General features: G+C 50.5%; 13 protein-coding genes. 9 read left to right on the forward strand and 4 right to left on the reverse strand.

Features of this window, described 5'->3' with window-relative positions:
* Positions 1 to 68: 68 nt before the first annotated feature.
* The 4 genes from B9Z46_RS14540 to B9Z46_RS14555 are packed head-to-tail and all read left to right on the forward strand — an operon-like array spanning position 69 to position 5,462.
* Positions 69 to 1,034 carry a glycosyltransferase family 2 protein gene (locus B9Z46_RS14540; protein ID WP_255416940.1) on the forward strand — a complete coding sequence of 322 codons (966 nt, stop codon included), beginning with the start codon at positions 69 to 71 and terminating at the stop codon, positions 1,032 to 1,034.
* Complete coding sequence (gene wbaP / locus B9Z46_RS14545; RefSeq protein ID WP_108257327.1) at positions 1,031 to 2,467, forward strand: undecaprenyl-phosphate galactose phosphotransferase WbaP; 1,437 nt, start codon at positions 1,031 to 1,033, stop codon at positions 2,465 to 2,467. The genes B9Z46_RS14540 and wbaP overlap by 4 nt, the downstream gene beginning before the upstream one ends.
* Before the next feature lie 10 nt (positions 2,468 to 2,477).
* Entirely contained in the window at positions 2,478 to 3,521 is a 1,044-nt protein-coding gene (locus B9Z46_RS14550; RefSeq protein ID WP_158268448.1) for an acyltransferase, read from the forward strand.
* A 27-nt stretch (positions 3,522 to 3,548) separates the two neighbouring features.
* Positions 3,549 to 5,462 carry a glycosyltransferase family 2 protein gene (locus B9Z46_RS14555; RefSeq protein ID WP_108257311.1) on the forward strand — a complete coding sequence of 638 codons (1,914 nt, stop codon included), beginning with the start codon at positions 3,549 to 3,551 and terminating at the stop codon, positions 5,460 to 5,462.
* Between the two features lie 4 nt (positions 5,463 to 5,466).
* Here B9Z46_RS14555 and B9Z46_RS14560 read toward each other — a convergent pair whose 3' ends face one another.
* Entirely contained in the window at positions 5,467 to 6,480 is a 1,014-nt protein-coding gene (locus B9Z46_RS14560) for a bifunctional 2-polyprenyl-6-hydroxyphenol methylase/3-demethylubiquinol 3-O-methyltransferase UbiG (RefSeq protein WP_108257312.1), read from the reverse strand.
* 36 nt (positions 6,481 to 6,516) lie between these two features.
* Positions 6,517 to 7,197 (reverse strand): Crp/Fnr family transcriptional regulator, encoded by a 681-nt coding sequence (locus tag B9Z46_RS14565; protein ID WP_108257313.1) that lies wholly within the window; start codon positions 7,195 to 7,197, stop codon positions 6,517 to 6,519.
* A gap of 162 nt (positions 7,198 to 7,359) precedes the next feature.
* On the opposite strand from B9Z46_RS14565, the gene B9Z46_RS14570 reads away from it, so the two are divergent.
* The 4 genes from B9Z46_RS14570 to B9Z46_RS14585 all read left to right on the forward strand — a co-directional run bounded on the left by B9Z46_RS14570 (position 7,360) and on the right by B9Z46_RS14585 (position 15,546).
* Positions 7,360 to 8,655: a FecR domain-containing protein gene (locus B9Z46_RS14570; protein WP_146179275.1), complete on the forward strand. Its 1,296-nt coding sequence runs from the start codon at positions 7,360 to 7,362 to the stop codon at positions 8,653 to 8,655.
* Between the two features lie 17 nt (positions 8,656 to 8,672).
* On the forward strand, positions 8,673 to 10,664 hold the full coding sequence (locus B9Z46_RS14575) for a CHASE2 domain-containing protein (RefSeq protein WP_108257315.1): 1,992 nt from the start codon (positions 8,673 to 8,675) through the stop codon (positions 10,662 to 10,664).
* Between the two features lie 94 nt (positions 10,665 to 10,758).
* A complete protein-coding gene (locus tag B9Z46_RS14580; protein ID WP_108257316.1) occupies positions 10,759 to 12,189 on the forward strand; it encodes a M48 family metallopeptidase in 1,431 nt (476 codons plus the stop codon).
* 282 nt (positions 12,190 to 12,471) lie between these two features.
* Positions 12,472 to 15,546 (forward strand): hypothetical protein, encoded by a 3,075-nt coding sequence (locus B9Z46_RS14585; RefSeq protein ID WP_108257317.1) that lies wholly within the window; start codon positions 12,472 to 12,474, stop codon positions 15,544 to 15,546.
* Between the two features lie 74 nt (positions 15,547 to 15,620).
* Here B9Z46_RS14585 and B9Z46_RS14590 read toward each other — a convergent pair whose 3' ends face one another.
* Positions 15,621 to 16,811, reverse strand: coding sequence for a site-specific integrase (locus tag B9Z46_RS14590; protein ID WP_108257318.1), 1,191 nt, complete (start codon positions 16,809 to 16,811; stop codon positions 15,621 to 15,623).
* Between the two features lie 32 nt (positions 16,812 to 16,843).
* On the opposite strand from B9Z46_RS14590, the gene B9Z46_RS14595 reads away from it, so the two are divergent.
* Positions 16,844 to 17,188 carry a helix-turn-helix domain-containing protein gene (locus B9Z46_RS14595; protein WP_108257319.1) on the forward strand — a complete coding sequence of 115 codons (345 nt, stop codon included), beginning with the start codon at positions 16,844 to 16,846 and terminating at the stop codon, positions 17,186 to 17,188.
* 51 nt (positions 17,189 to 17,239) lie between these two features.
* Here the strand turns inward: B9Z46_RS14595 and B9Z46_RS14600 are convergent, their stop codons facing one another.
* A complete protein-coding gene (locus B9Z46_RS14600) occupies positions 17,240 to 20,407 on the reverse strand; it encodes a calcium-binding protein (RefSeq protein WP_158268449.1) in 3,168 nt (1,055 codons plus the stop codon).
* Positions 20,408 to 20,455 lie beyond the last annotated feature (48 nt).

Here is a 20,455-nt window from a genome sequence, read left to right on the forward strand (position 1 = left end):
ATTACTAAGACGTTACATATCCTGTGTCCACGGTCACACCCTTGTCTGCGCGCGCGCCCAATTTTTGGGTGCTTGTTCCTACTTACAACCCCGGCTTGGAGGCTTGGGCGCAGTGGGTGCAGGCCTTGCAAACTCAAAATGACAAGCCAGCGCAAGTAGTTGTGGTCGACTCAGGCTCCACAGATGGCTCTTTGGCACTTAGTCAGCAAGCAGGTTTTACTGTGTTTCACACCCTGGCCAAAGACTTTAATCATGGAGGCACACGCCAATGGGCCCTAGACCAAGCTCTCAAGTTGAGTGTGCCTCCACCTCAATTTTTGGTGTGCCTTACACAAGATGCCTTGTTAGCATCTGCTGATTCATTGCAAGCCTTGCTTCGTACTTTTGACAACCCGGAGGTAGCTGCGGCTTTTGGTCGGCAATTGCCTAAAAAAGAAGCCACTTGGTTGGAAGCTCATTCAAGAACATTCAACTATCCAGCGATTTCAAGAACGGTTCAATTTGAAGACAAAGCAAACTTGGGCATCAAAACATGCTTTCTTTCCAATTCTTTTGCTGCTTATCGCCTTCAAGATCTCCAAAAAATCGGGGGGTTTCCCAACCATCTGCCTTTGGGGGAGGACACCTACGTAGCCGCACAATTTTTAATCGCAGGTCGCCATATCTGCTATCAAGCGACTGCAAGGGTTTATCATTCTCATAACTATAACGGTAGGCAAGATTTTCAACGTATGTTTGACACAGGTGTGTTTCACGCGCAAAACCAATGGCTACTGGGTCGCTTTGGTGCAGCTGAAGGCGAGGGCTTGAGGCTACTGATGTCGCAGTGGCGCTACTTGATGCAATCCCAATCGATTGAAACTTCAACCCTGAAGGATTTCAAACCCCATTGGGCGCTGGGCCTTTTGCAATTGCTCACAATCAATTGCACTAAATATGCGGGTTACAAAATGGGTCGTGCATACAAATATTTGCCTTATTTTCTTGTGCAAAAGTTTGCCATGCATAAAGTCTTTTGGCAGAAGAATTCATGATTCCAACGCTGACGCTGTTTCAAGTTCGCGTTTCTAAATTTGCCATCTTGTTGGGTGACGCATTGGCGTTCCTTTTGGCTTTCGCTTTGGCCACCCTCATCAATGTGGCTTTCGATCCCAGTCGAAACATGGGTATTTGGTATTCAACGCAGGATATCGAGCGATACATCGCATGGACGGGTTTGGTGTTTTTGGGCCTCATGCTGTTTCTGATGCGCTTTCAGCACTACAGCGACCGCCAGCCATTTTGGGATGAGTTAGGCGATATCTTGCGGCTAATCGGAATTCTGGCCGTGCTGGACATGACCCTCATTGCAGCCACGCGTTGGAATGCTTCTCGCTTGTGGTGGTTGCTGGTTTGGATGTTGTCTTGTGTTGCCATTGTCTGGGGGCGCGTACTGACTAGATGGGTTCTGCGCAAAATGGGTTTGTGGATTCGCCCCACCATCATCATTGGTCATGGTGAAAACGCCCTCGAAGCCGCCATTGCTTTGCAAAGTGAACCTCGAATGGGCTTTCAAGTGGCTGGCTATGTCGATGTGGATGCAGCCCCCCCCTGCTTGCAACTCAATGGCCGTACCTTGCAAAACTTTCAGCAGCTTGCGAGCTTGGCTGATCAGCCCGGCATCCAATGGGTCATTGCGTTAGAGCATTCACAGTCAGATCAACGCGAGCATTGGTTGCGCACGCTCACACAGTGGGGTGCTACCGACATCAGTGTCATTCCTGCCATGCGTGGTGTGCCTTTGTATGGCACCGACATTGCGCATTTTTTCTCGCACGAAGTTGCCTTGCTGCGTGTGCGCAACAACCTTCGCCGATGGCCTGCACGCCTGACCAAACGTTTGTTTGACACCTTCAGTGCGATGGTGCTCATTGTGTTGCTCTCGCCCGTCATGCTGGTGATTGCACTGGCACTCAAACTGGAAGGTGGCAGCGTGTTTTTCTCGCACCAACGTGTTGGCAAAAATGGGCGTAAATTTAATTGTTACAAATTTAGATCCATGGTACCCAATGCCGAAGAGCTCTTGCATCAAGTTCTGCAAAGCAACCCCACACTGCAAACTCAATGGCACAAAGAGCACAAGCTTAAAGAGGATCCTCGTATTAGCAAGCTGGGAGATTTTTTAAGAAGGTCCAGCCTTGATGAGTTGCCCCAACTGTTCAATGTGCTCAAAAGCGAAATGAGTTTGGTCGGACCCCGCCCCATCGTGCAAGAAGAGTTACAAAAGTATGGCATTGAAAAAAGCTACTACCTCATGGTGAGGCCTGGCATGACAGGCCTGTGGCAAGTGAGTGGTCGCAATGACGTTGATTATGAAACGCGCGTATACCTAGACGCTTGGTATGTCAAAAACTGGTCCCTTTGGTACGACCTGGCCATTTTGTTTAAAACTGTCAAAGTGGTGTTCTGGCGCAATGGGGCTTATTGATCAACACGCCATGACAGTGCAATTGTCTGGCACAGACCATCACAACAACCTCACTGCGCTACGCTGGTTTGCTGCATGTTTGGTTCTTTATGGTCACGCCTTTGTATTTTTAGGTTTGCCCGAGCCGCTGTTTCTGCAGTGGGCACCCATGGGGCCTTTGGGTGTTTACATTTTCTTTGCCATCAGTGGCTACTTGGTGGCTCAAAGTTGGCATCGAGATCCCAATGTGCCTCGTTTTTTGGTCAAGCGAGCACTGCGTATTTTTCCGGGGCTGTTGGTGTGCACAGTGCTCAGTGTGGTGGTTCTTGGCCCGCTGCTTACCACGCTCGACATGGCCACCTATTGGGGCAATGAACACACGCGCGGCTATTTCACCAATGTAGCGCTGTACATGACGTACCACTTACCTGGTGTTTTTGCGAACAACAAATTGCCCCATGCAGTCAATGGCTCTTTGTGGAGCCTGCCGGTCGAATTTTTCATGTACTTTTTGTTGGCATTCTTGGGTTTTGTCGGCACTTGGTTTCAAAACCAAAAATGGGGCGCTTGGCTCACGGGGTTGGTGACCTTCAGCTTTATGATTCTGGTTGCTTTGTGGGCCTTGCCTAGCAGCGAAGCATGGGTGGTTTATCGCACTGACCTGCGACAAATTCCTCTGTGCGGTGTTTATTTCATGGTGGGTACTTGCCTTTACCAATTCAAATTACAACGTTTCTTCAGTTTGTCCAATGTTGTTTTGTCTGTGGTTTTGTGGTTAAGCCTAAGTCGTGACATTCAACTCTTTGTTTTGGCATCTTGGTTTGTTTTGCCTTTTGTGGTCTTGGCCTTTGGCCTAAGCCGACATAGCTGGCTAAGTCGGTGGCACGACAAGGATTACTCTTATGGCATTTACATCTATGCATTTCCGGTTCAGCAAAGCTTAGTGTCTTTTTGGCCACAAATGCCTTTACTGCTCTATCTCATCTGCACCTTGGTCTTTACAGTGACGCTGGCCGCGGCTTCGTGGCATTTTGTTGAGAAACAGGCCTTAAAGCTCAAGCCCTTTCGCCGATAATTCAAGAAATTAAAATTGACCCGGCCAATGCAAGAGACACCCCACCGATCAGTGCCCATCATCACGCTCTCGATCGTCACTTACAACTCAGAAAAATGGCTAGATGCCTTTTTTCACAGCTTGTTCCAGCAACAGTTGCCCTGCAAGCAAATTGCCTTGAGCGTGCTGGACAATGGCTCCACCGACCCTACCTGGGCTTGGTTGGAAAAGAAGCAAGCGGAATTAAGTTCTAAGTTTGCTTCGGTAGCCCTTAATCGAGGCCCTAACGTGGGCTTTGGTGCAGGCCACAATTTCAATTTGGCTTTAAGCACCACGCCATATTTTTGGGTGACCAATGTCGATTTGGAGTTTGAAGCCGACACGCTCACCACCCTCCTCGCCACTGCCGAACAAGATGTTCAAAAGGCACAAGCCTCAAGTGAGAAGCCTGTAGCCGCATGGGAGTGTCGCCAAAAACCTTACGAACATCCCAAAGACTATCACCCTGTTACTGGCGAAACCACTTGGTGCTCCAGTGCGTGCGTGCTTTTTAAAACAGAGGCCCTCAAGGCTGTGAAGGGTTACGATCCCTTGCTGTTTTTGTATGGTGAAGATGTCGAGTTGTCATACCGATTGCGTGACCATGGGTACAGCCTGCGTTATGTCCCCAATGCCACCGTATGGCATTTCACATACGAAGAAGCGGCACAAATCAAGCCCCAACAATTCTTGGGAAGTACCTTGGCCAATGTCTTGCTGAGGTGCCGATATGGCCGTCGCCATGAGGTCCTTCAAGGTTTTGCCATGTTTGCGGGCTTGTTTGCTTTGCGGCCCTTGTTTCCAGGCATGCGGCGCAAATTGCTGTCTCAAACCTTGAAGCTCATCAAATTAGCGCCCAAGTTTTTAAACACACGCCGCAAGAGTCAAGAGAAGTTTCCATTTCGGATGTGGGATTACGAAATGGCGCGCGAGGGCGCGTTTTACGAATTCCCCGTCGCGGTGCAATCACCGATCGAGCAAGCCAAAGCAACAGTGCAAGGCGCACCCATGGTCAGTGTGTTGATGCGCACCATGCCGGGCCGTGCCGGTAAGTTGAAAGAGGCCGTGGCCAGTGTGGTCAATCAAACGTATGCCCATGCAGGTGGCCCCATCGAGTTGGTGGTGGTTGAAGATGGTGGGCAAGGTGTAGAAAGCGCCAAAGCTGCGCTTGATGGCTTGCGCAGCAGTGGCAAATTGACCAAAGTGGTGTATGTGCCCCTTCCTAAATCTGGCCGCTGCGTGGCGGGTAACAAAGCGCTAGAAGCATCTACTGGCCAGCTGTGCTGTTTCTTAGACGACGATGATTTGTTTTATGCCGATCACTTAGAAGTGTTGGTTGGGGAGTGGTTGAAGCAGCCTCAATTAGGTGCGGTTTATTCGCTCAGCTATGAAGTGCGCACGGATGTGCAGAGCGAAGAACCTTGGGTGTACCAGAACGTCATGCACAGCCTTATTCACCGTCAGCCATTTAGCAGACCTACGCTGTGGCATCACAATTACTTTCCTATTCAAACGGTACTCTTTCAAAGAAAACTGTACGAAGAATATGGCGGCTTCGATTTAGATTTGGAAAATTTAGAAGACTGGAATTTGTGGGTTCGCTATTCGTTGAAAAACGATTTCAAACTCATTCCCAAAGTGACGTCCTTGTACCGTGTGCCCGATCAATTGGACAAGGCCATTCAGCGCCAAGCTGTCCTAGATGATTTCTACGCCAAGGCCAAGGCCAAACACGATTTGCTCAAGCTTGAATTGACGCTGCCCGAAATTCAGCAAATTGTGGAAGAGATGACGAGGCAAAGCCAAGTGGCTGGCGTGCCCACCTCTTGGCTTAAGCAAATGGTGCTTAGAACGCCAGGTTTGCGCAATCTTTATCACCCATTGAAAAAATGGGTGTCGGTGTGGCGACGTATTCGGCGCTAAGCGTTCAAGAATCTGAAAATAAATTCAGCAGTTTGCGGAGTGGCGCTGTAATACGCCATGAAGTTGATTGTTTGAGGGCATCAATTTGCGCATGCAATTCTTGAAGCGATTGCTTGTGGTTCTGCAATTGAGCCTCTGTCCAATCCAAAGTGGCTTGGATGTTTTGTTCTCTCGCCAATAAGCCATTCATTTGTGCTTCGTTTTGCGCCAAAATGCTTTGCTTTTCAAGCAACCAAGTAGACTGCTGTGCAGCCGCCGCCGCCTTTAATTCAAGCACTTGTGCTTCGTGTGCTTTGATCATGGCGTTTCTTTCGGTTTCCAATTTTTGAAAATGCGCTTGGTCTGTTACCGGTTGCGCGCAGACCACATGTTGGTAAACTTCGCCGTCAACACACTTGGTTTTTAAGAAATCTTGAGTCACTTGGTCGAGTTGATTCCAATAGGCTTTGAGTTCGGCTTGTGCTGGGTCCACTTGCACGGTGTGCCAGCTTTGCCACAACAGGCCGCATTCACGAAGCAAAGCATCGAGGTCCTCGCGGCCATAGAACTTCAGATGGGTGTTGTCTAACAGTCCATTTTTTTGGTACGGAAATCGCCCGCCCAACAAGCTGGCCACCACGGTCAGGTGAGATGCATTGGGCAAGGACATCAGCACGCTGCCGCCAGGTTTTAAAAAACCATGCAATTGAGCAAGCAAAGGCCGTGGATCTCGCAGGTGCTCTAGTACATCTGCGCAAATGATGACATCATAAGTTTCGCCAGCCAATGGCGCAGACCATTGGGGATCTTCAAGGTTGGCTTGCAGAGTTCGCTCGCAAAAGGGCTCGCATGTGGCCAAAGTTTCGGGGTCCATTTCGACGCCAGTCACTTTGCAGCCCTTGCTGTGCAAAATACGCGTCACAGTGCCAGGGCCAGTGCCCAACTCAAGGACACGTTGACCGGGTTCGACCATGCGTGCCAACACCGCAGCGGCACTGCCGCCGTTGGGATCAATTTCGTGTGCGTAGCGGTGTTTCATCTCTTATCGATCAATATAAAGTAAAGCTCGAGCCTGTCAATCGGCAGATTTCTCTGCAAGTTGCTTGAGCTTGCCTGTGTCGACTTTCAAGTCATCGCCATCTCGCGCCAATGCACCTTGAGATTGCAGCACCTGAAAAGCACGCGTAACCGTTTCGCGTGTGAGGTTGACCATGATGGCAATTTCTTGGTGGGTGGGCGCATTGGCTATGACTTCGGGGTTCTTGCCGTCTTTAGACAGGTTTTGCAGCAAAGCGCAAATGCGTTGCAGGGGGCTGATGATGCCCAAAATCTGGCGTTGATGAGCTTGCGCCCGAATGCGCTCGGTGAGTCCTGTGGTGATCGCTTCAATGGCAGGTGGGTTGGCAAAGATCAGTCCACGGACTTCGCGAGCAGGCACCTTCACCACCTGAGATTTTTTATTGGCGATGACCACCTCGGGGGAGGGCAACCCGTCCAGCACAGAAATCTCGCCAAAGTACTGACCTTCTTCAATAAAGTGAAGGCCTACTTCTCTGCCATCCAGCGTAAAATCAATGGCTTGTAGCCTGCCTTCTAGCAAAAACATGAGGCTGGGTGAGGGGGTTTCTTTGGCCAACACCACCTCCCGCTTGGCAAACGCATGCGTGCTAGAGTGGGCAGCCAGTTGGGCCAAAGCGTCTGCAGGAAACAAACGCATCAGTGCAAACTGCTGCAATAGTGAGGGATGAACGGCCATATAACTAGACCCCGTATCTTAGGGGTTTATTCCCCTACCAGTCTGTAATGCACCGCACTTTGGAGGCCAAACAAGCTGCCTTGTTTTCTGGAAGGTGTGATTGTGCGCACATGACTTGCCAAGCTTTCCTTTTTATACTTCCTGCCAATATTGCGTCAAACCATGTCAATTCAAGTCTCTACTCAACCTCATGGTTCAGCCGTTCGTCTGCTGAAGCGCGGTGTCGTGGGTACTCTCTTGGGTTTTGTTTTGATGTGCTTGACTTCTGTGGCCATAGCTACTCAGGTGGTGGGCGAAGTGACGCTCACCATTGGTAAATCCAAAATTGAGCGCAGCACCCAAGAAGCCGAACCACAAAAAGGCGGCTCGGTGCAAGAAGGTGACGTCATTCGCACCTCCGACAATGGCCATGTGCACATTCGTTTCATAGACGGTGCTCGCGTCAGCGTGCGCCCCAACTCGGTGTTTCGCATTCACGAATTCAAGTACAGCCCTGCCGACCCTGCGTCGTCTGTGGTTCGCCTAAGTCTAGACTCAGGCGAGGCGCGCTCTATTTCAGGTGCTGCAGCACAAGCTGCCAAAGACCGCTTTCGTTTGAATACACCCCTGGTGGCCATTGGCGTCAAGGGCACCGACTTTGTTACCCAAGTGGCCAAAGATGTCATTCGCGTCACTGTCAATCAGGGCGCCATTGTGATGGCCCCTTTCGACAGTGCTTGCAAAGCCGAGTCCCTGGGCGTTTGCACCACCTCCCGCGCTAAAGAACTGACCGCCGAAATGCTGGGCCAGGCATTGGTCTACCGCTTAGGCTCTGCCGACCCCAGCTTGCAAAACATTGGCAAATCGGGTCAGTCAGATGCCTCTCGTGTGCTGCAATTGGACCGGCAGTCGCGTGAGGGTGCCGAGCGACCCTTGGCATCCGAAACCGAGTCCAAAAATCCGCTTAACGCAGTCGCTGCTACCAAACTCATTTGGGGGCGTTGGGGCGGTGCCATTCCCGGCGACAACTTGACCATCCCATTTTTAGAGGCATTCAAAGGCAACGAAGTCACGGTGGGCGATGGTTACTACTTTTTGTTCCGCGAACCCAGCAAGCTCAACGTGTTGCCAACCCTCACAACCAAGGTTGATTTTGGGCTTAAGAACTCATCTGCTTATTACCGCAATGCGGCCAACGAAATGCAGCCTGCTAGCGTTCAATCAGGCACCTTGGGTGTCGACTTTGCCAGCAAAACATTCACCACCAACCTCAATCTGACGGCCCAAGGCACTGGTGTTCAAAGCTTCTCTCAAAGCGGCACTCTAAATCCTGGCACGGGTATCTTCTTAAGCAACGGTTCTACTGCTGCAGGCAGTGTGGCTGGCGCTGTGACCCTCGATGCGCGACAGGCTGGATTCTTGTTCCGTGCACCCATTGGCGCCGGCACCTTCAGTGGCGCCACCTTGTGGGGCCGCTAAGCCAATAAGCACGCATCATGAAAGCCTTGGTCCAAACCCTCCTAAAGCGCCCCGCATGGCTATATGCCTGCGTGTCTGCTATGGCGGTGGTGCTGATGGCTGCCTTTAGCGCTTTGTTTGCGCCTCAGCTTCAGCAATGGGAAGAACGCTTGGCAAGCCGCACTTGGGCCTTGGCCGATAGCAGCGCTACCGAGCGCCGCGTGGTGGTGGTCGACATTGATGAAAAAAGCACGCAAGCTTTAGGTGCATGGCCTTGGCCTCGTGACCGAATGGCACAGCTGCTCAATGGCCTAGATGCATATGGCGTCAATCTCAAAGTTGTGGATGTGCTGTTTGATGGCGAGCAACACCCAGCTCAAGATGCCAAACTGGTTGATGCATTGTTAACCCAAAACGGCAAAGCGCCCACTGTTATCTCTCAGCTGTTTGCATTAAGTCCAGACGCCCAAGTCAAGAGCGGCCTGTTGGCTGGTGCGCTCCATGCAAGTACAAATTCAAATGCAACTTGTCCTAGCACGGCCATCCAAGCCTTCGGCTTTATGGGCGCTGCACCGGCATTTGCGCAAAACAGCCAGGCGGTAGGCCACATTACCCCTGTGGTTGACCCTGATGGCAACATTCGCCGCATACCTGCTTTGGTTTGTTTCGAGGGCAAAGCCTACCCTGCATTGGCCTTGGCCGGTCTTTCTGTTGCCACGGGCGCTCAGCCAGTGTTGAAAGCAGCACCAGGCTTGATGCAATCAGGCCAGGTGCTTGATATTGGCGGCCTGCAATTACCTGTGGACAGTCAAGGCCATCTGCGGGTCTCATATCAAATGCCGCGCGCAGCCTTTGTTTCTGTGTCTGCTGTGGATGTCATTCAAGGCAAGGTGCCTCCACAAATGCTCAAAGGCGCATGGGCCTTGGTGGGTTCTACCGCTTTTGGCGGTGGCGACGCAGTACCCACGCCGCAAGGTGGTGCCGTCGGCGGTGTAGAAGTTCATGCCCAAATTTTGTCAGCAGCGCTCGATGGGCGCACGCCTTACGCGCCCACTTGGGCACCTCTGTGGCCCTTGGCTACGGGTGCTTTGGCATTGTTGGTGTTAATCTTCTCCCTGAAAGCTTCGGGACCCAAAGCCGCCTTGGTGGTGCCTGCTGTGGCACTGGCCTCTGGTGCAATTATTTTTGGCGCACACGCAGCCTTGTTGCTGGGTGCGCATCAGTGGTTGGGCTGGGGTCAACCAGCGCTATTCGTGGCCTTGGCTGCAGCACTTTTAACCGCTGCAGAAATGCTGCGCGTTCGTGCAGAGCGCGAAAGCCTGTACCAAAACCTGTCAAGCTACTTGCCCGAAGGAGCCGCCAGACGCATTGCCTTCCAGGAACCTACTGCACAAGTGGTTGCCGAAACCCGCGAGGCTACGGTCATGCTGGTGGACCTGCGCAACTTTTCTGCATACTGCGAAGAGCGTACCCCCGAAGACGCGGCCACTGTTTTGCACATCTTCTACACCACCATCGAAAAAATCGTGACCGAACATGGTGGCGTGGTGGAGCAAATGGTGGGTGATGGCCTTACGGCCGTATGGAATGGCTCCAGCCCTTGCGAACAACACGCACTTCAAGCTTTAAAGGCAGCTAAAGTGGTGTGGCAAGAAGGGGTTGCGCAGCTGCCCAAAGTGGCCTCACGTAAAACACCACCGCTAGACGTTGGCATTGGCATTGAAAGCGGACCTGTCATGGTGGGCTCGTTTGGACCGGCTCGCCGCCGCGTGCACACCGTGATGGGCGAAGCTGTTAGCGTGGCCTCACGTTTGGAAAAGCTTACTGCCGAGCTGGGCTACCCTGTGCTGGTTGGCCCCAAAACTTTGGCGCAGTGCGCAAATGCACCCGAAGCACAAAACACTCAAAAGCTGGGCGACTTTTTGTTATCTGGTATGCGTGCGCCCCGCACGGTTTATGCACTGAACGTGCCCATTGACCCCTCACACTTGCAATTGGTGTCGTCAATGGAAGCTGGCGCAGTAGGCTAAACCGCCTGCCTTGCTTGCGCCAAACTAGACTTTGCCTCTTTGGCTAAGCCTTTCGTCGGTATGATCCGGTGATTCCTATTTTGATGAGCAATTTGTGCACCTTCGCCTGGTCTTGTTAATCGCTTTGGCATCTGGTTTTGCGCCTTCATTGGCGTGGGCTCAAAGCGCTGCATGCCCGCCGGCTGAAGCGTGGCGCACCAACGACCCTGGCAAACTTAGCGCTTTGTTGGAGGCTTGTGAAAACGTGGCGGTATTTCATGCTGCGCGGGGTACACAGCTATTAAGTCAAGGCCAGGTCGAAGAAGCGGCTGTTTCTTTAGAAAAAGCCTTGTTACTTGACCCTAATTTGCCTGGCGCCCAGCTGGACTATGCGCAGGCGTTGGCACAAATTGGTCTCAAGGGCTCGGCCAGAGCCATGCTGGCCCAAGTGCTGCAACGCCCCGATATTCAGCCAACCCTCAAAACACAATTGGACAAAGCCTTTGAGCAACCCGCTTTGAGCCATGGCGATGTGCTGGCGGCACCCTGGCAATGGAGCACCTTGGTGCAAGGCGCTCTGGGCCATGAAACCAACCTCAACAGTGCCACATTCACAGACACACTCACTTTAATGCTGTCCAATGGCCCCGTTACCATTGGTCTGTCGGACGCAGCCAAGCCAGTGTCTGGCCCTGCTGCCAAAACCCTGCTTGCCGTTCAGGGCACTACCCGAGCAGGCTCTGGGCTGTTGTCTTTAGGGGAGTTGTCGGTTGGGGCTTCGCTTTCCCACAAAACGGCACTGCACACAGACACCCTGACGGGTATCAAGCCGGATCGCAACCAAACCGCCGAGGCTGTTGCCAAGTACAGTTTGCCCATGATTGCCGGTGCGGCATCAGGCCAGTGGCAATTGTCTGTAGGGGGCACACAGTTTTGGTTGAGCGGTGCCAATGCTTACTCGGACACTGGGTACAACCTGAAGTTCAATTGGGACAGAACATTTGAGCCTGCTTGGAAGGCGGCGCTTCAAATGGAAGGCTCATCGTGCAAATTCGCGCCCTCTGTGGGGCAAACCCTTCAAACCTTTCCTTTGTCGGGTAGCTTGAATGGCCTGTACTCGTTTGCACGCTTAGAAATGCTTTGTAAAGCCAAAGAGCAGGAAAGCCAAGTGGTGCTTGGCAAAGGCTTGGACAAAGCCCAAGATCCGGCACGCCCTGGTGGCGACAAGCGCCGATTAGATTTGCTCCTTAGGCATGAGCAGTGGATGCCGCTGCCTTGGCGCCCTTGGCAACAAATGAAATTGGGTCAGCTAAGCACTTGGGTGCGATATGCCAAAAGTAGCGACGCCCAAATTTACAGCGAGCTATTGGGTGACCTTAAAACCATTACGCACCGCACCGAATGGGGTCTGGGTTACTGGGTGCCTCTAAACAAGGCTTGGAGTGCTGGAATAAACCTTGAAGCCACTTCACAAAGATCCAATAACACCTTGTTTAATTTAAAGAATTCAGGTGTTTACGCCGGAATCAGATGGAGCGAGAACTGAAAAAATGAAAAATTGCGCAAAAACACCCCAAAATTGCGACGTTTTTTTGCAACAAACGGTTTTCCTGCGTCTGTGTGTGACTCAAATCACAAAAATTGAAGTCTAAAAACCTCTACAATCACTCGTCTGCTCGAAAACCGCGCTCACTCGTATGGGCGCTTGTCAAAGCTCTTGGACGTTCATGCCTTTATCGGCACAAGCAACCGAGATCTTTAACGAGCTTCCGAAAGGAATGCTCGGCTTTCTGCAGAAAGTTTATTTTTTTAATCAAAAGGATTTCAAATGGCAATCTCTACAAACGGCACGATCATCGCTCGCTTGGCCGGTGGTCTGTACAACACAGTACTGAGCAACGCAACTTACCTCGAAGTGGTTGCACAAGACCCAAGCGCCTTGGCAAACAAACTGTACGCAGCTGACTTCGCTAAGAAGACAGACGCAGAAGTTGGTACCATTTTGGTTACAAACCTCGGTTTGGCTTCACTCACAGGTTTGGACGCATGGGTTGCTGCTCAATTGACAGCTGCTGGCGCAAACAAAGGCGCTAAAGTTGTTGAATTGCTCAACGGCTTTGCTCAAATGACTGCCGACACTACATACGGTACATACGCTACAGCTTTCAACGCTAAAGTTGACGCTGCTTTGGCCGCTTCACAAACAACTGGTAAAGCTGAAGGCAAGTTCGAAACAGCTGGCGTTACAGCACCTGTTACTTCTTTCACACTCACTACTAGTGTGGACACAATCGTTGGCTCCGCTGGCGACGACACAATCACTGCGCCCGCTACAGTTGCTACAACTGGCGCTGCTCAGACAACTATCAACTCTGGTGACTCCATCGACGGTGGCGCTGGTAACGATACTTTGACTATCACCATCACGGCCGCAAATAACAACTCCTTGACTGGTTTGACAGTTAAGAACGTTGAGAACATCTCTTATGTTGGTTCAGACAATTTGGCTTCTGGCTCCGCAGCGGTTGCTGCCGCTACAACTGCTGCAGCAACCGCTGCTGCAACCTTGGCTTCAGTGATCGGTGCTAACACAGCTGCTGCTGCTGCTGCTGTTGCTTCGCAAATTGCGTATGACGCAGCACGTACAGTACAAGATGCAGCAATGAATACAGTAACTAAGTTTACCAACTTGGCCGCTGGCAAAAACCCAACAGGTGGCGCACTTTCTGCAGAAACACCTGCTGGTGTTGCTACGGATTACGGTCTCACATTGGTCGGTACAACTAACACTCTTGCTGGTTTGAAGGCTGCTGCTGCTGCTGCTCTCAAAGCAGCAGATGGCACGGCAACTACTGATGCAACAATTGAAGCTCGTGCGGATGCTTTGGCTGCTACAGCTGCTTTGGTTGATACTGGTGCAGATGCAGCGGTAACAGCAATCACAACTGCTACAACTGGCTCTTTGGCTGTTGCTTACGCAGCTGACGCTAGCGCTAAAGCTGCACTGGCAGGTGCAAAAGCAGCAATCACAGCAAACGCTTCTATTGCTGCAAATGCAGATGCAACTTCAATCACAATTGACGGCGCAGCCACTGATGTGACCAGCCTGAAAGACACTCAAACTGTGACGGTTTCCGGCGCTACTGCAGCCGCGAACACTTTGAAGTATGGTTCAACAGCTACAAACGCTAAATTGGCTTTGGCTGGTTCAACTGGTACCTTCACATTCACAGATTCAAGCTCAACTGCAAAAGCGACATTGCTGGCAGCAGCTACCGTTACTGGTTCTGTTGCAGCCGCAACGGCAGCAACCACCACTGCTGGTGCAGTTCCAGGAACAGTGACTCTGGTCGATCGCGTAGCTGGAACAACTACTGGTGACACCATCAAGACTTTGAACTTGGGCATTACAAGCAATGCAACAGTCACAATTACCGACTTAACTGCTGTCACGACTATTGACGGTTCAACCTCAACAGGTGGATTGACTTTGGCTCCTTTGGCATCAACTTTGAACGTTACAACTGGCGCAGGCGCTGACTCTGTGACGTTCATTGCTGCCACAGATCTGACTAACGCAGCAAAACTGACATCATCTTTGGCAACAGGCGCTGGTAATGACGTAATTACTGTCAACGTATCTGGTGGCGGTACAAGTGCTGTTAATGCAGGCGCAGGTGATGACACAATCACTATGACTTCAGCTGTTGGTTCAGCGGTTGTTGATGGTGGCGATGGCAAAGATACAGTCGTTCTTGGTACTACAACATTCTCTGTTGGCGCCTACAACAGCTTGAAAGCAAATGTACTGAATACTGAAGTTTTGTCACTGACAGGCGTGGCTACAGTGCGCGCAGATAAAACTTCACAATTTACCGAGTACACATTTGCTGCTGCTGGTGGCGTGATTTCCAAAGTTGCTGACACTCAAAAAGTCAATGCAAATGCAAGTACTACTATTACTGCTGCAGGTTATGCATCAAAAGGTAGTACTGATGTTGACACAGGTGATACTGCAACCGTAACTGCTTATGCTGGTGCATTGAATGTTGCGGCTAAAGGTACAACAACTGTTACGGCTCAAGCCTCGTCCATCACATTAGACGTAGCTACTGTTCCAACAGTTTTGAATGGCGTTACAACTTACGCCAACTCCGCTGTTACTTTGACCGGCGACGTTAAGTCAGCAACTATTGCAGTTAACAAGAGTGCTGACAATTCCAAGTTGACTGGCGCTGACAGAACTGCGTCAATCACAATTGCTCCAACAAACGCTGATGACGACGTTACAGCCGCAGTTGGCGCATGGACTAACTTGGGCGCTTTGACTTCTGTTACCTTGACTGGTACAGGCTCAGCCACCGTTACCAACAGCGGTACAGGTTCCAAGTTGGCAACTATCGATGCTTCCGGCTTGAACGGCACGTTGTTGTTCTCAACTGGAACTACTGCTGGTACGGTTAAAGGTGATGCAACTGCTGGTTTGTCATGGACTGCTGGTACTTTGACTGAATCTGTAAAGCTTGGCGCGGCATTGGATACATTGACATTCGGTGCATTGTCATCAACTTATGCCAAGATGGACAGCATTACAGGTTACAGCCTTGCTGCTAATGCTGCAGGTGATTTGGTTACAGCTAAATCTGACAATATCACCTTCGGTGGAGCGGTGACATTCGTTGCTAAAACAACCGGCGTTTCAGGCTCATTGGATGCCGCTTTGACTGCTGCAGGCAGCCATACTGTTGCTACAGTAGCTGCTGATGCTGTTGTGTTCCAGAATGGTGGCAACACTTACATCTACCGTGACATCGGCGCCAATGGTTTGGATGACAATGACACCGTCATCGAGTTGGTCGGCTTGGTTGACTTGACTCTGTTGATCGCCGACTTGGCTGCCTAATCACCCCTGTTCCCCCAACTTCTGTTGGGGAACTTGGACGATTCCAAACCCTGCCCCTCAAAAGGGGGTAGGGTTTATTCTTTTGAAAACAATGGACCAACAGCCAGGGTCACGGCATTACTCGCATCCAACAATGTCTCATGACTTAAGTGAGCGTAACGCTGTGTTGTTTTTACTTGGGTATGCCCAAGTAAACGTTGAACTTCAAACAAACTTCTGCCGGAGTTCACTAGAAAGCTGGCATAGGAATGCCTTAAATCATGCATCCGAACTTCTGCCAAATCGGCATTGCTACGTGCACGATTCCAGCTGTGCCAAATGGAAACGTATGGTTTCAATGTTTTCGGATTCGGAAAAACCCAAGTGGTATTTAACTTTGGGACTTGTTTGAGAACCTCTTTAACGCCGTCCGATATTGGTACGTGTCTTGGTTTACCTAACTTCGTAGTGTGTATACGCCATGTTCGTCTTTCAAAATCAAAGTCTTCCCAGCGCGCGTCCAATACTTCGCGTTTTCGGGCACCTGTTAATAGCAACATTGGCACGATGTACTGAAGCATGGGGTTGTCTGACGATAGCAGTTGTAAATTTAAAGTTTGCGCCTCATCTGAACTTAAGAATCTTTCCTTGATGGTTTCTTCTTTCATCAACGGGATGCCTTTTGTTGGGTTGGTTACCGCATAAGGCAAGTCCCATTTTGAAGGCAATGAAAACATGTATCGCAGCAATATAAGTAACCGATTGCAGGAACCAGGTGCGTGTGTTTCACGATGCTTCGCCATCAATTCGATGATGTCGTCTTTGGTAATTTGGTCTAGATAACGGTCACCCCAAATAGGCTCAATATGATTTTTCAAAAGACCTTTATCGCATTTCCAAGAGCGTTTGTAGCTTTCCACATAAGGCAAATAACGCGTATGAATAAAGGTGGTCACCGTGGGAATTTGTTTGAGAATCCGTTTGGCCTCAAGCGGATCATGCCCCATCGCAATTTGGCTTTTTTTCTTATCGGCAAGTTGCCTTGCCTGTCGCAAAGTGATGTCTCTGGCATCCGCCAGTTTTTGCTGTCTTGTATGCCCTCGACCATCTCGGTACTTGAGGTAATAAGTTCTTCCACCAGAGTTTCGAACTTCAAACATCAAACCGCGACAAGTAATATCAAAGAAAACTTCTTTCTTTTTATTCTTCGGACGATCTAATTGCTTCAAAAAATCATTAGTTAAATTTATAATGGGCACAAATATCAACCACTTAGTTACTAGCATTAACGTGACTAATAATAGCGAGAACGCTAGTAATGTCAAGTTCTGAAATGCTGGAAAGCGCCAAAATTGCTATCGCTCTGCGAACTGCTCGCGCCGCAATTGGGTGGAATCAAGAAGAGTTTGCGCAACTCATGGGTGTCGCTAAAACAACGGTAGCGCGAATTGAAACCTTAGAGATGTCTGCTCGTGCAGAATTCATCAGCAAGGCCATGCGCCTGTTTCGAGAGGCAGGCATTGAGGTGGATCTTTACGAATCCCAAGGCCTGCCTATTCGCATCAGCTTGAATGCCGTTGCCAAATCACTTGATGACTTGAAAGATGGCAGCAAAAGGCGAACGGACAGGCGTATTGACAGTGGCGTTAAATTGCTTCGTTAAATCAGATTGTCCAATTCGACTTAACTTACGCGCGTTAAATTCAATTCGAATTTAAACAAAACAAGCTGTTGAGAAATCTGTCACGGTAACGCCAGTGACGTTGATCACCACATCATTGGCGGTGTAACTGCCGTTACCATCCACATCCACAATCAGCAGGATGCCATTATTGAAGGTGGCCAGAATAGCTGTAGCATTGGTGCCGCCGGTAAACAACTCAGATGCACTTTCGGTACCATTAGTGCTGTTGAACAATCCTGTAATTTCGGAGACGTTGTCGGCAGCGGTTAATGCTGCAGCTACTGTTGCTGTGCGAACAGTCAGTGTGCCGGTCAATGTGAAATCCAAGAAGTCGCCACTAGAGCCGTTGAGAACCAGATCTGTAATTCTGTCAATGTTGCTGCTGTTGGCATTGGAGTCTGACGCGGTTGTGTAAACAAATGTATCGCTGCCAGAACCACCAGTTAGCGTATCCGTACTTTGACCACCTGTAATGGTGTCATTGCCGCCACCTCCGTTTAGCGTATCGGCTGCGCTGTAGCCTTTTAAGATGTCATTGGCACTGCCGCCTTGAATTGACTCGATCACAAAAGCTGAACCAGTTAGGATTGAAATTGGCACTGTCAAATTAGCAGCATCAATGGTGAGGCTGGTGCTGTTGAACATGGCGGCACCATAAAAAGAAATTCCATTTGGGAACGCTGCACTTGCAGCAGTCCCCAAAGTAAACGAATGACTGCCACCACCGCCACCAGACAAGCTAAATTCAATGTTGTCCATACTAGAGACATTGGCGAAATCGCTGTCTACCAAAACAACCGATCCAGGCCCGCCATTAAAAATCATCCGATCCGTTCCGGCGTCTCCACTCACATTGGCTGCTTGTCCAAGGTATGCGCCAGAAGCAAAATAGAACAAGTCATTACCTAGGCCACCACTCAAATTATCTGCACCACCGCCACCCGTAATTTGATCTGCACCGTTACTTCCAATGATCGTTTCAATGCCACTTGTGCCATTGATTTTGAGATAGTCTTCTGTCTGCCCCGTTAGCGTCACACTGCTACCTGCACCCAAAGTGAAAATTTCAATGCCAGCTATTTTTGAATCAACGGAAGAGAAAATGATGGTTTGACCTGCGGCTACCACAATGGTGTCATTGATGCCACCCTCTCCATTGATCAAGTCATTGCCATCATTGGCCGTGTTGCTGACATAGAACGTGTCATCACCACTACCGCCATAGATGTTGTCAGTCCCAGGACCTCCAGTAATGGAGTCTGCAGCATTGCCGCCATAGATTGTTTGATTGCCTTCACCGCCTGTGATTGTGAAAGCCTCGGTTTGGCCAGTTAAAGTAACTGATGAACCAGCACCAAGCGTGATGTTTTCAATGCCTGTAATCCTCGCATCGTTGCTAAACGTAACGGACTCTGCTGCACCCACAACAATGGTGTCGTTGCCACCATCACCCTGTAGGGTGTCGCCGCCATCCGAACTGATGACATTGAATACGTCATCACCTAATCCACCGCTTAGATTGTCTGTACCTGTGCCACCTGTCATGATGTCGGGGCCGTCACTTCCCACTACGGTTTCATTGCCACTGCTGGCTGTAATGTTGAAACCTTCGGTTTGACCCGTCAACGTCACGCTAGCGCCAGAACCCAAGGTCACAAATTCCACCCCACGGATGTTGTTGTCTACTGCGGCAAAGACAATGGTTTGCGCTGTAGCAACAACAATGCTGTCATTTGTACCCAACCCACCGTTGACGGTATCGCCTCCGTCATCAGCTGTGTTTGTGACATAAAAGATATCGTTGCCCGCGCCGCCAACCAAGTTGTCTGTACCCACGCCACCCGTGAGGGTGTCGTTGCCAGCACCACCAGTTAAATTATCGTTGCCACCACTGTCTATCAAGGCAAGGCCTGTGATGGCAGCCAAGGTAATCAAACCGTTAACGGCCGATCCGTCAAAAAGGCCACTGAGCACCACGGCACCCAAGCTGCCCCCAGCCACCCCATCAATGTCGTAAACCAGCAAAGTGTGTGTTTCCGCGCCTGTATTTTGCGTGAAGACACCTCCCACGTAATTACCAACCACCAGGCCCCATGTGCCAGCTGCCGATACCGCAGCCAGGTTGGTGTTCACTGCCGCACCATTGATGCTGGCATTGAGCCCAAGTGCTCTTAAATCAATTTGGTCACCTACCGCCAAGTTGCTCACCACATCAACGCTGGCGCTTAGATTGGTCGTGCCAGAAACGATACTTCCCACATAGCTGTCGGCTGTAACACTGAGCAATACCGTATCAACGACTGCATCGATTCCAACGTCTAATGCGTCAGCACCTGCACCCCCTGTTAGCAGGTCCGCACCAGCACCACCGTTAACTGTGTCATTGCCTGCGCCAGTGGAAATGGTGTCATTGCCTGCACCGCCCACCACAGTTTCGTTGCCAGTATTTCCCGTGATGTTGAAACCTTCGGTTTGTCCTGTCAGAGTAACACTTGCGCCTGCGCCCAGCGTGACGTACTCAACGTTTGTGATGTTGGCATCTACAGTTGCAAAAACAATGGCTTGGCCAGCCGCAACAGCGATGGTGTCATTGCCTGTGCCGCCGTCAATGATGTCGTTGCCATCGTCAGCGGTATTGGTGACGTTGAAGATGTCATTGCCGCCTGCACCCAACAAATTGTCAACACCACCTAAACCACTGAGGGTGTCGTCACCCACGCCACCTGTCAAAGTTTCATTTGAACTCGTTCCAGTTAGGGTGAGATTGGGTGAAACTGGACCTGGCGCTGTTAGGGTAACGATGCCCTTTATTGCAGAGCCACCAAACAAGCCCTTTAACACCACGCTACCCAGATTGCCGCCCGACACACCTTCCGTGTCATAGGCTAGCAAAGTGTGCGTGTCTAATCCAGTGTTTGCGGTAAAGATGCCCCCAACATAAGTACCCTTGATCAGACCCCACGTACCCGAAGTTGAAACTGCGGACAAACTGCTGATGATTGCTGGGCCATTGATGGAATTGTGAAGCCCCAAAGCTGAAAGATCGAATTTGTCACCCACACCTAAGTTGAGAACAACATCGATGCTGCCATTTAGTCCATTGATGCCGTAGGTTGTTTTGGCATTCCCCCAATTTTGTAGACACTCTTCATAGCGCAATTTGACGTCTCTCGAACTCAAGGGGGCTGAGTTGGTCAAGATGTTTGTGACGTCGAACTGGATTGTAGAAGCCTTCAATGTACTCAA

Source organism: Limnohabitans sp. Hippo4 (genome assembly GCF_003063605.1).
Classification (GTDB): domain Bacteria; phylum Pseudomonadota; class Gammaproteobacteria; order Burkholderiales; family Burkholderiaceae_C; genus Limnohabitans_A.